Source organism: Priestia sp. FW507-14D1A, assembly GCF_058781295.1.
In genome coordinates, this window is record NZ_JBYSWQ010000002.1 from 644,955 (window position 1) to 663,564 (window position 18,610).

Genomic DNA, 18,610 nt, shown 5'->3' on the forward strand with positions numbered 1-18,610 from the left:
TTCATGCTATACTAAACTTGTAAACACTTTCAAAAAATAGGAGACGATGACAATGAACCTTGGGTTTGGAGAAATTGCCTTAATTGTATTTGTCGCTCTATTGCTTTTTGGCCCGAAGAAACTGCCCGAATTAGGGAAAGCTGCCGGAAAAACGTTAAAAGAGTTTAAAAACGCTACAAAAGGAATTATGGAAGAAGACGAAAAAGAAAAAGCCCCTCCTAAATAAGAGGCTTATATCTCTTTTAAAAGCTGACTCAAACGTTTGAGTCAGCTTCTTTGTGGTGAGAATATACTGAAATTCGATTTCTACCCGTACGCTTTGCTTCATATAAAGCCTGATCTGCTCCATGGACAATTGAAATCGGCGGTATGTTTTCGGATGGAACGACTGTCATTATTCCAACACTGATTGTGATACACTTAAACACGTCAGAAGCTTGATGGATAATGCCACGGTGCTCCACTTGCTGTCTAATAGCTTCTGCCATTTTTATCGCTTCATATTGATTAGCTCGAGGAAGCAATATACCAAACTCTTCTCCTCCGTATCTTGCGGCAAAAGCTGATTCGTCAAAGACAACGCTTTTAGCAATATTCGCTACTTCTTTTAAGCATTCGTCTCCTTGAATATGGCCATAGGTATCGTTATACGCTTTAAAATAATCAATATCAAATAAGAGAAAAGAAAGCGGTTCGTTTTCTTTCTGTGCGTATTCCCACTCAATTTCCAGCTGTTTATCAAGAGATCGACGATTGTTCAGACCCGTTAAGCCATCTTTCATGGACAGCATTTCAAGCTTTTTATTGGCTTTGCGAAGATCACACTCAGCCTTCTTTTTCTCCGTAATATCTCGATATTCCCAATAGTGGCCAATATACACATGACCTTCATAGATTGGAATGTAGTCACGCGCATAAATCTTACCGTTAATAAACGTAATTTCTTCATCTACTATTGACTCTTTTGAATAAACGGTGCTTTCTACCGTTTTTAAAAACCTAGCAGGATCTTTCAACATAGGAGCGTGAGATAAAAACAGCTGATTACTTTTCAATCCAACGTATTGATGAGGAGGTCCGGGTATATCAAACATGTCACAAAAAGTTTGATTAATAACGGCTACTTCGCGCTCTGGCGTTTCAATCATGGTACCTGTCTTTGCATTTTGAACCATAACCGAAAACATTTTAGACAGCTTTTTATGCTGACTTGTCGTTACTCGAGATACATATATATATCTGCCTACCAGATACACTAAACACCCACCTATAAAAGAAGCAGGCAGTAAATAGACGATAATTGTAGCAGCGTGCTTGATATCTTTAAAAAGAAAGGACAGTGAGAAAAATACGCAAAGCAAGCTGATAGAATTCATTAATTGAAAACGAATAAATGGACGATAAGGTAAGCGAACCGTCCACCCAGACAGTAAAGCCATTACGATAATTGCAGCAGCGCCTATTATTCCGCTTGCCGTAATTCCAAACAAAAGCAGACGCATTACCCCTATAATACAAGCCGCAATGATAGAGGGTACTATTCCTGCATAAAGACAAACAATTGTCACTGCTAAAAAGCGAAGGTCAAGAATAATAGTAGAATCTATTTTAATTGTATATACCATTAAAATGCTGCCTAATAGTCCGTAAGAACATCCGTAATAAATTAAACGATACATATTATACCGTTTTATTCCTTCTACTCTATAAATGATTTGCTCTCGAACTATACTCGCAGCAAACATGAAAGAAATAATTAACGTGATATTAAAGAGAAGTTGACTCACTTTATTCTTCACCTCTTTCCAAAAAGCTAAAACAAAAAACAATAGGCTTCTTACCTTACATATTTTTTACTGCTGCTTTTTTATAAATCGTACTGTTTGATTTATCGAACAGCACGATTTCTTCCTTCATTAAATAAAACTCTTCTATCCTCTATTCGTCGCCGACAATCCTTTCTATATAAAGAGTGATTACCTTCCTTTTACACAAGAAATTCTACTTGTTAGTATACTACTAAACTCTATTCTTACACATCACCTTTTACCTTTTTTAAAATATTTATCCATTTTCTATTTTTTGTATTTTTTACTGTAAGGTACGTAGTCGAACTGCAACAAAAATAAAAAAAGAGCGTCGATACAACGAGCGCTCTTTTTTATTTTTGGCGTAAAAATTCCCAAAGTCCTGGCGTTTTGGAAAAATCAAACGTCTTAACAGCGGAAAGAATTTTAATCTTTAAATCTTGCTTTACGTCTTCTCTCTCATGCAGTGAAAAGCTTTGGACAGCTTTATTTAGTTTTGGTTCCAGCTTTTTTAATAGACGCCTTGACGCCTCTTCATCTCCAGCTTTCACTTTATTTACAAGCTCATATAGAGTTTCCATTTCTTCACTTCTTTCTTAAGTCAGTTGTTAGTTCTTCCACTTTTTCTTCAAGTCGCTTTATATTGTTTTCTACACGCAGTAATAAATAAAAAGAAAGGACAGCGGGAAATCCTACGTTTCCAACAAGTTGAAGCCACTGAGGATCAAACATATCTATCACTCACCTTCATAATTTTTTTCAACTTGCTTAGCGCACGTTGATAATGATTAGAAACCGCTTGCTGAGAAATAGAAAAATAAGCAGCGATTTCTTTATGAGTCCAGCGTTCGACAATAATCAAGTGCAGCATATACTGCTGCTTGGCCGTTAATTGGCGAAATGCATGATGAAGAATACGATTTTCGAGTTGATTTCCTAAAAATTCATGCTCCCATACAGCCCTGTCCTGTACTCCTAGCATATCTTCCACTGTTCGATTTCCATCTAGCGCAGCCGGCTGCTGCAGGCGAAGAGGAATATAAGAACGCTCTTTTTCTTTTACACGCATAACATCTCTGGAATAATGTCTGCAAAGCTTGTTAACATAATGAAGCAATCTAACTTCGCTATAAAACTGATGAAATTCTTTGTTTAGAAGTCTTTGTTCTTTTGTATCATGTTTAACAACCGCTTTTTGTAATCGCTCATAGCGTTCTGGTGTCAAAAATGTATTCATTATATGCGTCTGAAGAGTTGCGCTATGGTTTGTAAGAAATGTATGAAAGGTACATTCTTTGTCGTGCCGCTTTTCTTGCTGCGAATAGAGCTGAGTCATTGTGCAAATCTCCTCCTTTTTTTCCTATACTTATTAAAAAGGGAGAAAAGAGTAAAATAACAACACCAAAAACGAACATTTGTTCTTATCTAAATTTAACTATATTAGGTTTTTTATGTCAATATGATGAAAGGCTTATTAATGATTGAAAAGACTTAGTAAAAAATAAAAAAAGAGATTGAGAGATAACGAAATGAATCTAATTTAAAGACGCACAAATAGGAGACATGAGCTGATCCGCTTGTGACACCGCCGTTGCCGTTGATTTCCGTGCAAGACTTCGCCTTGCCCTCCAATCAACTGCTAGAAGGAACGAAACAGATGAAATCTACGTTCAGCATAGCAAAAAAAAACGAACCGCTAATCAAACATGTTGATCAGTGGTTCGTTTTTAATTTCAGTTAAAATATTTTTATCCGGGGCCTTTTTATTTCTTCTTCATGTAGAGATTATTCTTCGCCTAAGACGCGGTTAATACGTTTGCGAAGCATTGGCATTCCATTTCCACCCGCTTGGAAATGACGAAGCTGACCTTCTTTATCAAATACATAATATGCTGGTACATATTTATTTTCAAAAGCGTCTGTTAACTTATGCTCACTGTCTACGTAAATTGGCTGAGTAATATCGTGTCCCATTGCCATTGCCTCAATGACACCCATATCTAAGTCATCTTCCGAACGAGGCATATGAACCGCTACAACATTCAATTGATCATCATACTCATCACGAAGATCATTAACTTCAGGCATTGCTTCTTTACATAAATGGCAGCTTACTGACCAAAAGTGGATAAGCGTTGCTTTATCACCTACTAAGTCTTCCTTTGTTACTTCGTCGTTAATCCAAGATGTTGCTCCAGTTAATTCAGGCATTTGTTCACGTAATTTCATTTTAAAATCCTCCCCATCAATATAAACAGAATATTCTGTCTTTTATAGTTAGAAAACTATCTTTTCTATTTTAATGGCAGCAGTAGAGGAATTTCTCCTCTACTCCACCGCTATTTATTAAAGTGTTTTTTGACCTGGTTTCCAGTTAGCTGGGCAAAGTCCGCCAGTTTGAAGGGCTTGAAGCACACGTAATGTTTCTTCTACGCTGCGGCCGATGTTGTTATGGTTTACAACTGCGTATTGCAATTCACCTTCTGGATTAATAATAAATAATCCGCGAAGCGCTACGCCTTCTTCTTCAATTAACACGCCGTAATCACGTGCTACTGCGTGAGTTGGATCTGCAGCTAATGGATAATTCAAATCTCCAAGTCCATTATCTTTACGATCTGTGTTAATCCAAGCTAAGTGAGTATGAATTGTATCTGTAGAAACACCTACAACTTCAGCATCTAGATCTTCAAACTCTTCGTAGTGATCTGATAGAGCTGTAATTTCTGTTGGACATACGAATGTAAAGTCCATTGGATAGAAGAACAATACTGTCCATTTACCGTTTTTCATATTTTCTTCTAAACTTACTTTTCCAAATTCCTTATTTGCAAGTACAGCTTCCATTTCGAAGCGTGGTGCTTGTTTTCCTACCATACGTTCTGCCATGTCAAAATCTCTCCTTGTACAATGTATTTCACAAGCTTATGCTTGTATGTATTATTTTTAATGCAATCAATGACTCCTCCTATTTGATAACGATTATTAGTATCATTATAAACTAGTAATGACTATTGATTACATTCTTTATTATACACGAGCTATTATTATAGTCAATACTTTTTTATAATCATTTTAATCTAGGATTAATTATCGAATATTTTCTACTCTTTTTATTCTTTCCTTTGATTAATCCTATATATGCAGGGATGAATAAAGATAGAAGATACTAAAAAACTTCCCTTGTTTCAACATATTTGCTTTTAAAATGTGCTGCGGCAAGATTTCGAATCTCAATTATGCTCTTTATAACCACAATAAAAGAGAATGATCTAGTATGGATGAATGGTTACACCGCTGTTGATTTCCGTGCAAGACTTCGTTTTCCGCGGGCGGCCGATGAGCATCCTCGTCGCTTGCGCTTTTCCCGCAGGAATCTTCACCTTGCCCTCCAATCACCAGCTAGAAGCAGCTTCATACATGAAATCTACGTTCACCCTATCAATGAAAAAATCCGCACGAGTTTGATTCTCCATCAAGAATCAAACTCGTGCGGATCTTTCTTCAACTAAACTACTTTTGCCCAGCCTCTGTTCTGTTATTTATTTATTATCATTTGGATATACAAGACCGATTTGCTCTCGCACTTTATCCATTACGTGCATTGTTAAATATGAATTCTCATAAGAATTTGTGTTCGATTCCACCTTTCCTTGCTTTAACAGCTCTACGAATTCATTTATTTCATAGTACATAGCAGGATAAGGCTGATCCACCGTTAACTCTTCTACCTGTCCGTCATTGTATCGAATTTCTACTTTTTCAGCGGTATGTATTTTGTCAATAACCATACTGCCTTTTTCTCCTTGAATTTCACTTGGCAAATGCGAATTTGTAATTTTGGAATACATGATGACCGCGTCTCGATCTTCGTACTCTAAAGCAACTGATCCTTCTCCATCTACTCCAGATTCTAGCATAAACGCAGTTGCCTTTATTTTATGAGGTCCTCCAAACAACGTAATCAGAGGATAAAGACAATATACACCTAAATCCATCAGTGAACCGTTGGCAAGCTCTGGCTTAAAGGCATTAAGCACGATACCTTCTTTGTATTTATCATAACGAGAAGAATACTGACAGTAAGATGCAACGTATTTCCGAATTGGACCAATTTTATGTAAGTTCTCTTGAATCACTTTGAAGTTAGGAAGAAGGGTTGATTTCATCGCTTCCATTAGTAATACCTTGTGATTTTTGGCTGTTTGAATCATGCGAGTTACTTCTGCTGCATTGGCTGCGAGCGGCTTTTCACACAGTACATGCTTGTTATTTTTCAAAAATAAGATAGCTTGTTCCGCATGATAAGCATTTGGAGTAGCAATATACACTGCATCAATTTCAGCACTCACTGCCATTTCCTCTAAATCAGTAAATATATGAGGAATATCATATTTATCTGCAAATTCTTCTGCTTTTTCAATCGTTCGAGAATAAACAGCTGCAAGCTGAAAGTCGTCTACATACTGAGCTGATTCTAACAGTCGATCTGTTATCCAGTTTGTTCCTATTACGCCAAAACGAATCATCTTTTCATCTCCTTTTTATCATCTATATTGTATTGTATCGTCTTTAAAAAGAAAAACGAAGAAATAATAAAAAATCTATACCATTTCCAAGTGCTTTATATCTATTTTGTTTTATATAAAAAACAGCTCACAACAAATGTAAGCTGTTTTTTATATGACTCAAACGTAAGCTTATGCTTTCTCACCCACTACAGCAAAACGTTCATTCACATGGTTTTTATTCTCTAATTCATCTATTAAAGCAATCGCATAATCAGCATAGCTAATATAGCTTTCATTTTGACTATTTGTGATCACATGATCTTTTCCTAATTGATAGGCTCCCGTGCGAGCACCTTCTGCATCAAAAAAGGCTGCTGGGCTTAAATAAGTCCAATTTATAGTCGATTTTTCAAGTTCTTTTAAACCTTTACCCATGTTTGAAGCCGTTGGATAATAAGCTGCTGGAAAACCTTCTGTGCTCATTAAAGGCGTTGTTTTTTCTGCATCTACAAATAAACTTCCCGCTCCGCCCACTACTGCGAGTCGCGTTTGAACACCTTGAAATACTTTAATAAGTGATTGTATAGACTCAACGTGGAGCTGTTCGCTTCCAGGAGGTGCATTAAATGCATCTACCACAGCATCGAACTGTTCAATGTCTTTTGAAGTAATGGCAAAAATATCTTTTTCCATTACGTTTGTTTGATTTTTTAGTTTAGAAGCATTTCGAACAACGGCTGTTACTTCATGTCCTCTCTGTTTTGCTTCTTCCATAATTAATTGACCTGCTTTACCTGTTGCTCCAATAACACCAATTTTCATTTTTATTCTCTCCTTTTATTTTATTTGTAACCATTACAGTTACATATAACACAAAAAAATTGAGCTTTTTATAGCACTGCTAATTCTTCTCAGCTCGTTGTAACCATTATAGTTACACATTGCTCAATTTGTCAACCTCACTATTTATTTTTTTACGTGATAAAAGATTTTAGCGATTGCTAAAAAGCCACAAAATAATAGTTCATTTACCATTTCAAAATATATCCATATTTTCAACTTATTTTTATCTCAGAGTACTTTTTTATGAAAAAAGGTTTCTTTTTTATAAAAAAGTGTTATAATAGGTATATTATTTCTTGTTCGGTGTTAACAAATAGAAAGACTTTCTTTAAAGTGATTCTTATTGAAATTGAGCAGAGATAGTAATATATTCGTGGATTTTCCACACAGGAGGTACTACAATGGTACAAGGTAAAGTAAAATGGTTTAATGCAGAAAAAGGTTTTGGATTCATCGAAGTAGAAGGACAAGACGACGTATTCGTACACTTCTCAGCTATCCAAGGCGAAGGTTTCAAATCACTTGAAGAAGGTCAAGAAGTTACATTTGAAATCGAAGATGGAGCTCGTGGACCACAAGCTGCTAACGTTCAAAAGTAATTGATTAAGAAGCTGTCACTAATGTGACAGCTTCTTTTTATGTCTATTTAACCAATTAAAATTTGATTTTCCTGCCAAAGATTAGTCAAATTCGTATCAGCGAGCCGCTGATGCGTCTCTTTTACGCTAAGCCAGCGATGCTTGTTGAAAACAAAGCGAGTTTCGGGAAGTTCAGTCCATATTTCCTGTACAGACTGGACATTCAATAGAACAAAGTTTGCTTCGTTTCCTTCTTCCACTCCATACTTTTCTTTTCCAATCAGCCGGGCTGGTATACTTGTAATCATTCGGAGCAACTGCCTCTGATCATCCGGACTTCCCATATGTGCAGCGTAGGCAGTTAGTAACCCTACTTGCAGCAAGTCTGCTTTTCCAAACGGATGAAAAGGGTCATTCACGTTATCAGATGCAGTAGCAATTGGAACCGCTGCTTTTTGTATGTCACGAATACGCGTTACGCCTCGTCTTACAATTCCTTTATCTTCTCTTCCCTGTAAATATAAATTAGAAGCAGGTAATGTGACAACTCCAATCTTCGCCTGTTTCAAAAGGTTTAAGATTTCTTTCACTTTTGCATCAGTCATTCCTGCAAGCGAGCAAAGATGCCCCACTACCACTTTTCCTTCCATATCTAATTCAATTGTTCTATGAGCAATGTTAATTATTGTATCAACAGATGGATCATCGCTTTCATCCACATGTAAATCAAGAGGTTTATTATAGGCTTGAGCCAGCGAAAATAGAGCATCAATCTCTTTTTCTGGATTTCTAGCTAAATGAGGACAGCCTCCAATTGCATCAATTTCAAGGGCGAATGCTCGTTCAATTTTATTCATCTTGTGCATATCATCAATGTCTAGATTAGAGAATAGCGGAACAACCTGCACGTCCATATACGGGCTTAATTCGTCTCTCACTTCGACAGCCGCTTGTAAACTTCGAAATAAACTATCTTCTTCCATGCTGCAGTCAAAATCAATATGCGTTCGAATTGTAGTCGTACCGTTAGCTAATGCCTGCAAAGCAGTTTTTAACATTCGCTGCTTAATTTCTTCTTCTGGAAATGCCGGCAGGCTGCTGCTGTAATTTTTAATGGCTTCTTGAAGAGTTCCAGATATATTGGGCACTTGAGGAAGCGAATGAGCTTTGTCTAAATGCATATGCATATCTACAAATCCTGGTAATAGCACACGACCCTGTGCATCAAGTGACGTTTCTTTTCCTAACACGGCCGCGTGCAGCGGAAAAAACTCGTCACCTTCAAGATAACCGTTTTGTAAAACGATAGAAGTATACATTCCATTTGAAATTTTCACTTCAAAAAGAGCGTGGTCGTGCATAATTGGCAAACGAACATTAATTAAGTGAAGCAACATAATTCCCTCCTCAATTTTTCAACTTCTTCATTTTTCATAGACCGCTTTATCTTCTCTATCATTTATTGTTTAAAGCATTAATTCGCCAAATTTCGCAAATCACCTTCTCTTTAGAGACCTTTATTTACAGAGAAAAAAGCAAGAACAAAAAAAAAGGAGCAGCGTCCCCACGCTGCTCATCAAAGAAAAAATGCTAGAAAATAGATAGAATGTACTTCCCATGGTTAAATGAGGGCTTACAGATAAAGCTTCAGTGAGTGATTTCATGCTTTGCATCGCTGTTCTCCCCAGAAAGCAATGCAGATACAAACAAGAAATTTCCATCACTCGCTCATACTGTAAATAGACACATAAGAAAAAGCCCAAACAAAGGCAGGTCTCTCAAATACAATGAGCAAAAACCTACCCGCCTGGGCTTTTATCCCTTCGGTGTCATATCCACTTCTTTTCAAAAATGAATATGTGAATCGCTTGGACCAAACTTTCTACTAACGTAAAAATGGGAACCTAGATTCACTTTTTACTCATAGTCCTATCATTTACGGTGATAAGGTAGAAACGTCTGAGCCATATTCTCAAACATATATGAGTGAACCGTATTTAGCTTTTTCTTGTCTACAAATATACTACAGGTCTTTCTGTAAGTCAACTATAAACGAATAATCTTTTCAATAAAATTATATATAGTTCGCCTTTTACAAAAGTTTACTTTTTAAAAAAGTTTGTTAAACTATCTAACACAGTAGTTGCATCTTCTTATAATCCTGCTTATACTTCGAACTACTTACATTACCTATAAAGGTCTTCACTCTGTTGAAGACAAAAAAGCGATCTAGGGTTCCGTTTAACACATGTTAAAGACTGGTCCGAGAGAGAGCGTACGGAACGGTCCGTATACACGGAGGGATAAAAGCCTGGGAGAATGACATCATTCTCCCAGGCTTTTCTTTTTTACTACTATAAAATAAAAATAGAGGAAAGAAGGGATTTATATGAACAACCAACCAGCGTTAAGTAAATCGCTAAAGGTATATCAAATTGTGTTTTTGGGTCTTGCCTGGATGACTCCGATGATTTTCTTTACGGTTTACGGAGTAGCCTACGATGCGGCTGGAGGGCAAATGGTTCTTGCTTATTTAATCGCTTTTTTAGCTATCTTTTTTACCGCATATAGCTATAGCCGAATGGTAAAAGCATATCCGATAGCGGGATCTGCTTATACGTATACGAAAAAAGCTATACATCCTCGCCTTGGCTTTTTAGTAGGCTGGGCACTTCTTTTAGACTATATTTTCTCCCCTATTATCGCTATTTTAACATTTGGTATTTTTATGCATACGGAATTTCCTTCTATTCCTGTATACGTATGGGTCATTGTCATGAACATTATCTTAGCTTTAGTCAATATTGTTGGTATTAAATCTGTAGCTCGTATAAGCGGCATCTCCGTTGTAGTTCAGATTCTCTTTATAAGTTTGTTTTGTTTATTTATCATCAAAGATATTGCAACAGGTCAAGCTAGTTCTTCTACTCTTTTTTCACTTCATCCTTTTTTGGCTTCAGATATACCATTTACGACTATTTTTTCTGGAGCTGCGCTCATTTGCTTTTGCTTTTTAGGATTTGATGCAGTTACAACAATGGCGGAAGAAACGATTCAACCGGAAAAGACAATTCCAACAGCCATTTTTCTTATTGTTTGTATCGCAGCTGTTATGTACATCGCTATCTCGTATTTTACACAGATTGCCTATCCGGGATTCACGTTTACTAACCCTGATAATGCAGCCTACACCCTTGTAAAATTAGTGGGTGGAAATCTTTTAAGCAGTCTATTTATTACGGTATTAATTATTGCAACCTTTACTCAAGGAGTTTCTTCAGTCACAAGCGTTACTCGCTTTTTATATGCTTTAGGCCGTGAATCCGTACTGCCTCAAAAGGTATTTTCATATATTCATCCAACGTTTAAAACGCCCGTGGTGAATATCTTGCTTGTTACCGCTTTTTCGTTTTTGGGAATGTTCATTGATTTAAACACAGCCGTCACTTTTGTCAGTTTCGGTGCCTTAACCGCCTTTACATTTGTTAATGTATCAGTGATTGCCCATTTTTATATTAAGTTAAAGAAACGGTCGTTTACTGAAACAATACTCTATTTAATCTTCCCTTTGATCGGAGCAGCATTTATCGGATGGCTGCTCACACTGTTAAACAAAGACACTCTTTTGATTGGTGTCGCCTGGCTTACTGTTGGATTTCTCTATTTATTTGTAAAATCTCGACTGTCCGCTCCTTTTGTAAAGAGAGATCATTCAAAAGTGACGGTCCCTGAAAAATAAACTGAAAAATCAGTTTTCATGTCAGGTATTCTAACAAACTGCTTGTCAACTCATTTTCACTCGTACTATACTACGGTTAATCGAAAGCCACAAATGGATAAAGGTTCTTACAGCCGTTAAGAACAAAAAAGCTGTCTAGGGTTCCGTTTAACATATGTTAAAGACTGGTCCGAGAGAGAGCGATATAGCGCTACGCTGTATAACACGGAAGGATAAAAGCCTGGGAGACTACTCTCCCAGGCTTTTATCTTTTTTTTATTCTAAGGAGGTTATTTTATGAGTTCTATATGGAAGCAAACAATCCCGGCTGGTGGAAAATGGTCAGGCCGAATTGGAAGAGGAAAATCGGTGACGTTTACCGCACAAGAATCCGGTGCAAATGTCTCCCTACTATTATACAACGCTTATGATTTAACAGAACGATATAACATGCCCGATACCTTAAAAGCTCAGCACACTGCTCACTTAACAAAAGGACACGTTCTGATGAGTGACAACGGCAGAGCATTTGCAAGCATTACTGCTGACACCATCGGCTGGCATGATACCATTTCAGGCTACACTACGCGCAGCTTAACTCATCAAAAATACGGCGCATCTACTTATCAAGAATCTCGAAACGAATGGCGAAGAAATGGCGAAGAAAATTTTTCAATGGAGCTTTTGCGCAACGGTTTAACAACACGGGATTTAGTCCCTAACCTTAACTTATTTTCAAAAATATACTGCGACGAAAAAGGCAATATGAATTTTGTTTCTTCTCATTGTAAAAAAGGAGATTTTATTACGCTTAGAACAGAAATGGATTTGCTTTTTTTACTGTCTAATACACCTAACCCTCTAGACCCGAGCGAAACGTACCCTTCTGTTCCGATTGAAATAACCGTAGATGAAGCAGCTCCTGTAAGCTCAGACGACTACTGTTTAAATTTTAGACCTGAAAATAAACGAGCGTTTGAAAACACATGGTCTTATGATCTATTGCTTGGAAATAAAACACTATCAACGATTTAAAAATAAAGGAGGCTTTATAATGGCTGTATTTAATCGAGTGGAAAGCAACAGAAAAATAGAGAACGCAATTTATGATGAAACGGTACTGGCTGGGGACGGCTGGATGCACGAGCTTAAACCCGGCCAAACGCTTAGAATAATAGATGTAGAAGGCAATCAAGCAGCGGATACTTTATTCTTTGATGCTGAAAACCTAGAAGATCATTACAGTGCAGTATCTACGATTGCTAATCAAGGAAATATTTATTTATCCACCGGCACAGTGCTGCTTTCTCAATCTGGCAAAGAACTAGTCAAAATTGTTGCTGACACGTGCGGTCGCCACGATACCTTAGGCGGAGCTTGTTCGGCACAAAGCAACACCGTACGCTATGCACATAACACGCTTCCGATGCATAACTGCCGAGATACATTTATGCTTCAGCTATCAAAATATGATAGCCGCTACACCAAAAGAGATTTAGCACCAAACGTAAACTTTTTTATGAATGTACCTGTGACGCCAAGCGGCGGATTAACGTTTAATGACGGGGTATCTGCACCTGGATACTATGTAGAAATGGAAGCTATCAATCCTACGCTTGTATTGATCAGCAACTGCCCTCAGCTTAACAATCCGTGCAACGATTATAACCCTACCCCTATTCGCTTAGTTATTTGGGATTCATTATAAAAAGGAGTGTTCATCTATGTTTACAAAAGTATTAATTGCGAACCGAGGAGCAATTGCCGTTAGAATTGAGCGAACATTACGACATTTAGGAGTGAAATCTGTCGCTGTTTATACAGAAGCTGATCAAGACAGCCTGCACGTTGATGAAGCAGATGAAGCCATTTTAATTGGCAGCGGCTCAGTCAAAGAAAGTTATTTAAACGAAGACCTTATTCTAGATATTGCAAAGAAAACAGGCGCGGAAGCTATTCATCCAGGCTACGGTTTTTTAAGTGAAAACGCGGAATTTGCTCGTCGCTGTCAGGCTGAAGGAATCGTATTTATTGGTCCTACACCCCAACAAATGGAAATATTCGGATTAAAACATTCAGCTCGGGAAATTGCGCAAAAAGCCGACGTGCCTTTGCTTCCCGGTACACCTCTTATTACAGATGTATCAGAAGCTGTACGTGCTGCTGAAGAGATTGGCTATCCCGTTATGTTAAAAAGTACAGCTGGCGGCGGCGGAATTGGAATGCGTGTTTGCCAAGATGAAAAAGCTCTTCAAGCAGCTTTTGACTCAGTTTGCCATTTAGCACAAACAAACTTTAAAAACAGCGGTGTTTTTTTAGAGAAATACATTCAAAAAGCTCGCCATGTGGAAGTTCAAATCTTCGGTAATTCTTTTGGAGAAGTAGTGGCTTTAGGAGAACGCGACTGCTCTATTCAACGAAGAAATCAAAAAGTAATTGAAGAAAGCCCAGCTCCAAACTTCCCTTCATATATACGGGAAAATATGCTGCAAGCAGCTACACGACTAGCTAAAGAAGTCGGATATCGAAGCGCAGGAACGGTAGAGTTTCTTTATGACGCTGAAGCAGAGAAATTTTATTTTTTAGAAGTAAATACTCGTCTTCAAGTAGAGCACGGCGTTACAGAAGAAGTGTTAAACGTTGATTTAGTAGAATGGATGCTTAAAGAAGCATGCGATGAGCTAGTAAATCTTCCTTCTTTGCTTCCTGTGCCTTCAGGTCACAGTATCCAAGCTCGTATTTATGCAGAAGATTGCTTAAATGATTTTCGTCCCAGCGGCGGGCAAATTGACCAAGCAATTTTCTCTAAAAATGCTCGGGTTGAAACGTGGGTACGGGACGGTATTACTGTAACATCACTTTATGATCCTATGCTCGCTAAAATTATCGTTCATGGAAAAACACGAGAAGAAGCTCTTCTAAAATTGAGCGCTGCTTTAAAAGAGACAAGATTATACGGCGTTACTACTAATCTTCAATACTTGCAGGGACTGTTAGAAGAAAAAGCGTGCAGAACAGGCGACGTGTATACTCAAATGCTTAACTCATATAACCCAAGCGAACAAGCACTCGAAGTATTAGACGGAGGCGTTCAGTCCACTGTTCAAGATTACCCGGGGCGCACCGGGCACTGGAACGTAGGGGTTCCTCCGTGCGGTCCAATGGATCCTTTTGCTTTTCGCATAGGAAACAAACTTCTCGGAAACTCCCCAGATGCACCAGGGATTGAAATGACTCTCCGAGGCGGCTCTTATAAATTTAGAGACAATGTATCTTTTTGCATTACGGGTGCCAACATGCATGCTACATTAGACGGCGCTGAAATTCCTATGTATAAGACCATTAGAGCAAAGCCGGGACAAATTCTTTCATTTAGTGAAGCAACCGAAGGAATGCGTACGTATTTACTGATTGGCGGCGGACTTGATATGCCTAAAATATTAGGCAGTTCTTCTACTTTTACACTAGGAAGTTTCGGAGGACACGGCGGAAGAGCACTTCGTACGGGAGATGTACTCCGTGTCTCTGAACACGCTCACGTTGAAAATGAACTTGCTCTTTCCAATCAGCCAGCCATGACTAAAGAATGGACAATCGGAGTAATTCCAGGACCTCATTGTACAGAAGAATTTTTACAGCCAGAGTACTTACAGCAGCTAACAGATACAAAATGGGAAGTTCATTTTAACAGCTCTAGAACAGGCGTTAGGTTAATAGGTCCCGCTCCTTTTTGGACCCGTGAAGATGGAGGAGAAGCCGGTTTGCATCCATCAAATATTCATGATAACGCATATGCCATCGGCACCTTAGACTTAACGGGAGATATGCCTATTTTACTTGGCCCAGACGGTCCGAGTCTTGGCGGCTTTGTTTGCCCTGTTACCACCGCTTCAGCAGAGTTTTGGAAAATAGGACAGCTTCATCCCGGAGATAAAATTTCGTTTAAATTAATTGACCTTGAACAAGCTGAAAAACTCAAGTGTACTCAGGAAGACTTTTTACAGCATATCGGAACACCTGCATCACTTCCTGTGCTTACAAACCCAGTAGCACAGCCGCTTAAAAGCGATTATCCGCTGCTGATTAACGAAACGGAAAATAGACGCTTCCCATTTTCCGTCCGCTGCTCAGGCGATGCGAATATACTTGTGGAATACGGAGAAATGGAGCTTGATCTTCTGCTTCGCTTCCAAGTACATGCTTTAATGGAAGCTATCCAAAAGCGTGAGGATTTACCGGTTCTAGATTTAACGCCTGGTATCCGTTCTCTTCAAATTCATATTGATGCAACAAAAATGTCTATTCTTGAACTTTGTCAGCACATTTCAACTATTGATCGCGCGCTTCCTCCTCTTGAAGAAATGGAAGTTCCGTCTCGTATTGTAAAACTTCCACTTTCATGGGATGATCCTGCGACTCAATTAGCTATTGAACGCTATCAGCAAAACGTTCGTCCAGATGCACCATGGTGTCCAAGCAATCTAGAGTTTATTCGCCGAGTAAACGGTCTGAACCACCTTGAAGATGTTAAACGAGTTGTATTTGACGCTAATTATCTTGTAATGGGGCTTGGAGATGTATATTTAGGCGCACCTGTTGCTACGCCTCTAGACCCTCGTCACCGTTTAGTTACAACGAAATACAACCCTGCCCGTACATGGACGCCTGAAAATGCAGTTGGTATTGGCGGTGCGTATATGTGCGTATACGGAATGGAAGGTCCTGGCGGCTATCAATTTGTGGGACGCACGATTCAAATGTGGAACCGACTTCGTCAAACGGAAAGTTTTGAAGCAGGAAAACCGTGGCTTCTTCGTTTCTTTGATCAAATTCAATTTTACCCAGTAGAAGCAGATGAGCTTTTAAAACTGCGCGAAGATTTCCTTCGTGGGAGATTTGAAGCAGATATTACGGAGACAACGTTTAAACTTGGAGAATATTTAGATTTTCTTTCATCTATTGAAGAAAGCACGGCTGCTTTTCGTCACACCCAGCAGGCTGCTTTTCAAACAGAACGAGAAAATTGGAAAGCACTTGGTTTAGCTGAGTACGTCTCTGAACATGAAACAGCTGAAATTACGGAACAAGAACTGCCCGAAGGTACGGAAGCCGCGCGCTGTACAATGCCGGGAAGCGTATGGAAAGTTCTTGTAGAAGAAGGACAAAAAGTTGAAAAAGGCGATACGTTAATTATCGAAGAAAGCATGAAAATGGAGTTTCCACAGCTAGCACCTATGGATGGATATATCAGCTCTATTCATGTGAAACCCGGCGATGAAGTACAAGCTGGACAGCTGATTGCCGGTATAAAAGCCTTTGCTCCAATTACTCATTAAGGACGGTGGATACAATGAAAACAGTGAGCTTGCCTAAAACATTTTCGGTTCAATGGTTACGTGATATGTATATCAAAAAAGAATTAACTCCGGAAGATGTAGTACATCAAATTCTTGCGCGTGTAGAAGCTGACAAAGACATGAATATTTGGATTACCCCTCCCTCACTCGGTGAGTTAAAACCTTATCTGGATCGCTTAGCTACGCTAGGCCCTGAAGCGTTACCTTTGTGGGGAATTCCATTCGCCGTTAAAGATAATATCGATGTAGCACATGTACCGACGACAGCCGGATGTAAAGAATATACGTATACCCCTTCTGAACATGCTACGGTTGTGCAACGCCTTATCGATGCAGGTGCTATTCCTCTTGGAAAGACCAACTTGGACCAATTTGCTACAGGACTGGTCGGGACACGGAGCCCGTATGGCGAAACGCAGAATGCGTTAAAGCCAGAGCTCATTAGCGGCGGATCAAGCTCAGGATCAGCTGTATCCGTAGCTCGGGGGCATGCTGCTTTTTCTTTAGGTACCGATACAGCAGGTTCAGGGCGGGTTCCAGCTGGTTTAAATCGCCTAATCGGCTACAAACCTTCCCTTGGAGCTTGGCCATCTGCAGGTGTAGTTCCGGCATGTAAAAGCTTAGACTGCGTCACTGCTTTTGCTCATGAATGGAGTGACGTACTGCTCGTAGATTCCATTATTAGAGGAGTAGACGATCGAGACCCATGGTCACGCTCTGTTGTTCGGGCTTCTTCGGCACTTCCTGAAAAAATTTATATGGTAAAAGAACCGCTTTCGTTTTACGGGCCGTTTGCTGAGCAGTACGAAAAAGCATGGAAACAAGCTGTGAAAAAGATTGAAGATTTATCTATTCCTATCGAATACATGGACGGCTCGTATTTAAGTGAAGCAGCTGCTTTATTATATGACGGCCCTTACGTAGCAGAGCGCTGGGCTGACTTAGGAGAATTTATCACTTCTCATGAAGAAACAGCCTTTCCTGTAACCGAGCAAGTGCTTCGTTCAGGAGCTAAATCAGAATATGATGCTGCTGCTTTATTTCAAGCTTCACATAAGCTTCAATCCTTTAAACATAAAGCATATCATCAGCTTAAAAATGCTGTTCTTGTTATGCCGACAGCAGGCGGAACGTGGACGCGGGAACAAGTAAGAGAAAATCCAATTGAAACAAACAGTGACATGGGGCGTTTTACAAATCATTGTAACTTACTCGACTTGTGTGCTGTCTCTCTTCCATCTCAAGATGCGGATTTTGATTTACCGTTTGGCATTTCATTTTTCTCTACATTTGACGGCGAACAATTCATTTGCGGACTCAGCGAATTGTTTTTAAATGGTGAACGAACCGTTGGCTCAAAAAAAGATACAACATTAGTAGCTGTTTGCGGTTTGCATATGCGCGGGTTTCCACTTGAATCTCAAATACGTGAACACGGAGCTTCATTCGTCCGAAAAGACCGAACCGCTCCTTATTACCAGCTTTTTAAACTGCCTACTTCTCCAGCAAAACCGGGGCTGTTGCGAACACATCAACAAGGAGAAAAAATTGAAGTTGAACTTTGGGAAATGCCTTTATCACTACTCGGCTCTTTTGCCGATTCTATCCCTTCTCCTCTCGGACTAGGCAAAATCACTCTTGAAGACGGCAGTGAAGTAGCGGGTTTTCTTTGTGAAGCTCATGCGACAGAAGATGCGGAGGATATTACGTCTTATAGAAGCTGGCGGGCTCTTCGTAGTTGAATAAAAGAGCCGCCTCTAAGTCGAAAACTCGGCTCAGAGGCGGCTCTTTTGAA

The 18,610-nt window shown here is 39.1% G+C and carries 17 protein-coding genes and 3 riboswitches; of the genes, 7 read left to right on the forward strand and 10 right to left on the reverse strand.

Features of this window, described 5'->3' with window-relative positions; genetic code table 11:
• The first annotated feature begins 52 nt into the window (after positions 1-52).
• Complete coding sequence (locus AC3WJG_RS11680) at positions 53-226, forward strand: twin-arginine translocase TatA/TatE family subunit (protein ID WP_013055701.1); 174 nt, start codon at positions 53-55, stop codon at positions 224-226.
• 28 nt (positions 227-254) lie between these two features.
• On the opposite strand, the gene AC3WJG_RS11685 is transcribed toward AC3WJG_RS11680, so the two are convergent.
• The 9 genes from AC3WJG_RS11685 to AC3WJG_RS11725 all read right to left on the reverse strand — a co-directional run bounded on the left by AC3WJG_RS11685 (position 255) and on the right by AC3WJG_RS11725 (position 7,141).
• A complete protein-coding gene (locus AC3WJG_RS11685; RefSeq protein WP_337133690.1) occupies positions 255-1,787 on the reverse strand; it encodes a diguanylate cyclase domain-containing protein in 1,533 nt (510 codons plus the stop codon).
• Between the two features lie 374 nt (positions 1,788-2,161).
• Positions 2,162-2,389, reverse strand: a complete 228-nt coding sequence (locus AC3WJG_RS11690) for a helix-turn-helix domain-containing protein (protein ID WP_025749662.1) — start codon at positions 2,387-2,389, stop codon at positions 2,162-2,164.
• A 4-nt stretch (positions 2,390-2,393) separates the two neighbouring features.
• Positions 2,394-2,540: a YvrJ family protein gene (locus tag AC3WJG_RS11695; protein WP_013055696.1), complete on the reverse strand. Its 147-nt coding sequence runs from the start codon at positions 2,538-2,540 to the stop codon at positions 2,394-2,396.
• Positions 2,533-3,144, reverse strand: coding sequence for a sigma-70 family RNA polymerase sigma factor (locus AC3WJG_RS11700; protein WP_098332408.1), 612 nt, complete (start codon positions 3,142-3,144; stop codon positions 2,533-2,535). The genes AC3WJG_RS11695 and AC3WJG_RS11700 overlap by 8 nt, the downstream gene beginning before the upstream one ends.
• Positions 3,145-3,593: 449 nt before the next feature.
• Positions 3,594-4,037 carry a TlpA family protein disulfide reductase gene (locus tag AC3WJG_RS11705; RefSeq protein WP_013055693.1) on the reverse strand — a complete coding sequence of 148 codons (444 nt, stop codon included), beginning with the start codon at positions 4,035-4,037 and terminating at the stop codon, positions 3,594-3,596.
• 117 nt (positions 4,038-4,154) lie between these two features.
• A complete protein-coding gene (locus AC3WJG_RS11710) occupies positions 4,155-4,697 on the reverse strand; it encodes a peroxiredoxin (RefSeq protein ID WP_014461319.1) in 543 nt (180 codons plus the stop codon).
• A 357-nt stretch (positions 4,698-5,054) separates the two neighbouring features.
• The gene (locus AC3WJG_RS11715; RefSeq protein WP_337133893.1) at positions 5,055-5,207 is read right to left on the reverse strand and encodes a hypothetical protein; all 153 of its coding nucleotides are present in this window, start codon (positions 5,205-5,207) and stop codon (positions 5,055-5,057) included.
• Positions 5,208-5,350: 143 nt separating this feature from the next.
• Complete coding sequence (locus tag AC3WJG_RS11720; RefSeq protein WP_337133695.1) at positions 5,351-6,337, reverse strand: Gfo/Idh/MocA family protein; 987 nt, start codon at positions 6,335-6,337, stop codon at positions 5,351-5,353.
• 171 nt (positions 6,338-6,508) lie between these two features.
• Positions 6,509-7,141 (reverse strand): NAD(P)-dependent oxidoreductase, encoded by a 633-nt coding sequence (locus AC3WJG_RS11725; RefSeq protein WP_098333768.1) that lies wholly within the window; start codon positions 7,139-7,141, stop codon positions 6,509-6,511.
• Positions 7,142-7,563: 422 nt separating this feature from the next.
• Here AC3WJG_RS11725 and AC3WJG_RS11730 point away from each other — a divergent pair, with 422 nt between their 5' ends.
• The gene (locus AC3WJG_RS11730) at positions 7,564-7,761 is read left to right on the forward strand and encodes a cold-shock protein (protein ID WP_013055689.1); all 198 of its coding nucleotides are present in this window, start codon (positions 7,564-7,566) and stop codon (positions 7,759-7,761) included.
• Positions 7,762-7,808: 47 nt separating this feature from the next.
• Here AC3WJG_RS11730 and AC3WJG_RS11735 read toward each other — a convergent pair whose 3' ends face one another.
• On the reverse strand, positions 7,809-9,137 hold the full coding sequence (locus AC3WJG_RS11735) for an amidohydrolase family protein (protein ID WP_028407682.1): 1,329 nt from the start codon (positions 9,135-9,137) through the stop codon (positions 7,809-7,811).
• Between the two features lie 507 nt (positions 9,138-9,644).
• Positions 9,645-9,746, reverse strand: a riboswitch (purine riboswitch).
• Positions 9,747-9,958: 212 nt separating this feature from the next.
• Positions 9,959-10,060, forward strand: a riboswitch (guanidine-I (ykkC/yxkD leader).
• Positions 10,061-10,129: 69 nt separating this feature from the next.
• On the opposite strand from AC3WJG_RS11735, the gene AC3WJG_RS11740 reads away from it, so the two are divergent.
• From AC3WJG_RS11740 to atzF, 5 genes are all read left to right on the forward strand, one after another.
• Positions 10,130-11,479, forward strand: a complete 1,350-nt coding sequence (locus AC3WJG_RS11740; protein ID WP_098525465.1) for an APC family permease — start codon at positions 10,130-10,132, stop codon at positions 11,477-11,479.
• Positions 11,480-11,603: 124 nt separating this feature from the next.
• Positions 11,604-11,708: riboswitch (guanidine-I (ykkC/yxkD leader) on the forward strand.
• A 47-nt stretch (positions 11,709-11,755) separates the two neighbouring features.
• A complete protein-coding gene (locus AC3WJG_RS11745; RefSeq protein WP_337133701.1) occupies positions 11,756-12,493 on the forward strand; it encodes an urea amidolyase associated protein UAAP1 in 738 nt (245 codons plus the stop codon).
• Between the two features lie 19 nt (positions 12,494-12,512).
• A complete protein-coding gene (locus AC3WJG_RS11750; protein WP_060746596.1) occupies positions 12,513-13,166 on the forward strand; it encodes an urea amidolyase associated protein UAAP2 in 654 nt (217 codons plus the stop codon).
• 16 nt (positions 13,167-13,182) lie between these two features.
• Positions 13,183-16,794, forward strand: a complete 3,612-nt coding sequence (gene uca / locus AC3WJG_RS11755) for an urea carboxylase (protein WP_337133704.1) — start codon at positions 13,183-13,185, stop codon at positions 16,792-16,794.
• A gap of 14 nt (positions 16,795-16,808) precedes the next feature.
• Positions 16,809-18,557, forward strand: coding sequence for an allophanate hydrolase (gene atzF / locus AC3WJG_RS11760; protein WP_337133706.1), 1,749 nt, complete (start codon positions 16,809-16,811; stop codon positions 18,555-18,557).
• Positions 18,558-18,610 lie beyond the last annotated feature (53 nt).

Coding starts and splice junctions, on each gene's coding strand:
- AC3WJG_RS11700 (WP_098332408.1), bottom strand. CDS start 3,144: ATGACTCAGCTCTATTCGCAGCAAGAAAAGCGGCACGACAAAGAATGT.
- AC3WJG_RS11695 (WP_013055696.1), bottom strand. CDS start 2,540: ATGTTTGATCCTCAGTGGCTTCAACTTGTTGGAAACGTAGGATTTCCC.
- AC3WJG_RS11745 (WP_337133701.1), top strand. CDS start 11,756: ATGAGTTCTATATGGAAGCAAACAATCCCGGCTGGTGGAAAATGGTCA.
- AC3WJG_RS11730 (WP_013055689.1), top strand. CDS start 7,564: ATGGTACAAGGTAAAGTAAAATGGTTTAATGCAGAAAAAGGTTTTGGA.
- AC3WJG_RS11735 (WP_028407682.1), bottom strand. CDS start 9,137: ATGTTGCTTCACTTAATTAATGTTCGTTTGCCAATTATGCACGACCAC.
- AC3WJG_RS11740 (WP_098525465.1), top strand. CDS start 10,130: ATGAACAACCAACCAGCGTTAAGTAAATCGCTAAAGGTATATCAAATT.
- AC3WJG_RS11710 (WP_014461319.1), bottom strand. CDS start 4,697: ATGGCAGAACGTATGGTAGGAAAACAAGCACCACGCTTCGAAATGGAA.
- AC3WJG_RS11720 (WP_337133695.1), bottom strand. CDS start 6,337: ATGATTCGTTTTGGCGTAATAGGAACAAACTGGATAACAGATCGACTG.
- AC3WJG_RS11705 (WP_013055693.1), bottom strand. CDS start 4,037: ATGAAATTACGTGAACAAATGCCTGAATTAACTGGAGCAACATCTTGG.
- AC3WJG_RS11690 (WP_025749662.1), bottom strand. CDS start 2,389: ATGGAAACTCTATATGAGCTTGTAAATAAAGTGAAAGCTGGAGATGAA.
- atzF (WP_337133706.1), top strand. CDS start 16,809: ATGAAAACAGTGAGCTTGCCTAAAACATTTTCGGTTCAATGGTTACGT.
- AC3WJG_RS11680 (WP_013055701.1), top strand. CDS start 53: ATGAACCTTGGGTTTGGAGAAATTGCCTTAATTGTATTTGTCGCTCTA.
- AC3WJG_RS11725 (WP_098333768.1), bottom strand. CDS start 7,141: ATGAAAATTGGTGTTATTGGAGCAACAGGTAAAGCAGGTCAATTAATT.
- uca (WP_337133704.1), top strand. CDS start 13,183: ATGTTTACAAAAGTATTAATTGCGAACCGAGGAGCAATTGCCGTTAGA.
- AC3WJG_RS11750 (WP_060746596.1), top strand. CDS start 12,513: ATGGCTGTATTTAATCGAGTGGAAAGCAACAGAAAAATAGAGAACGCA.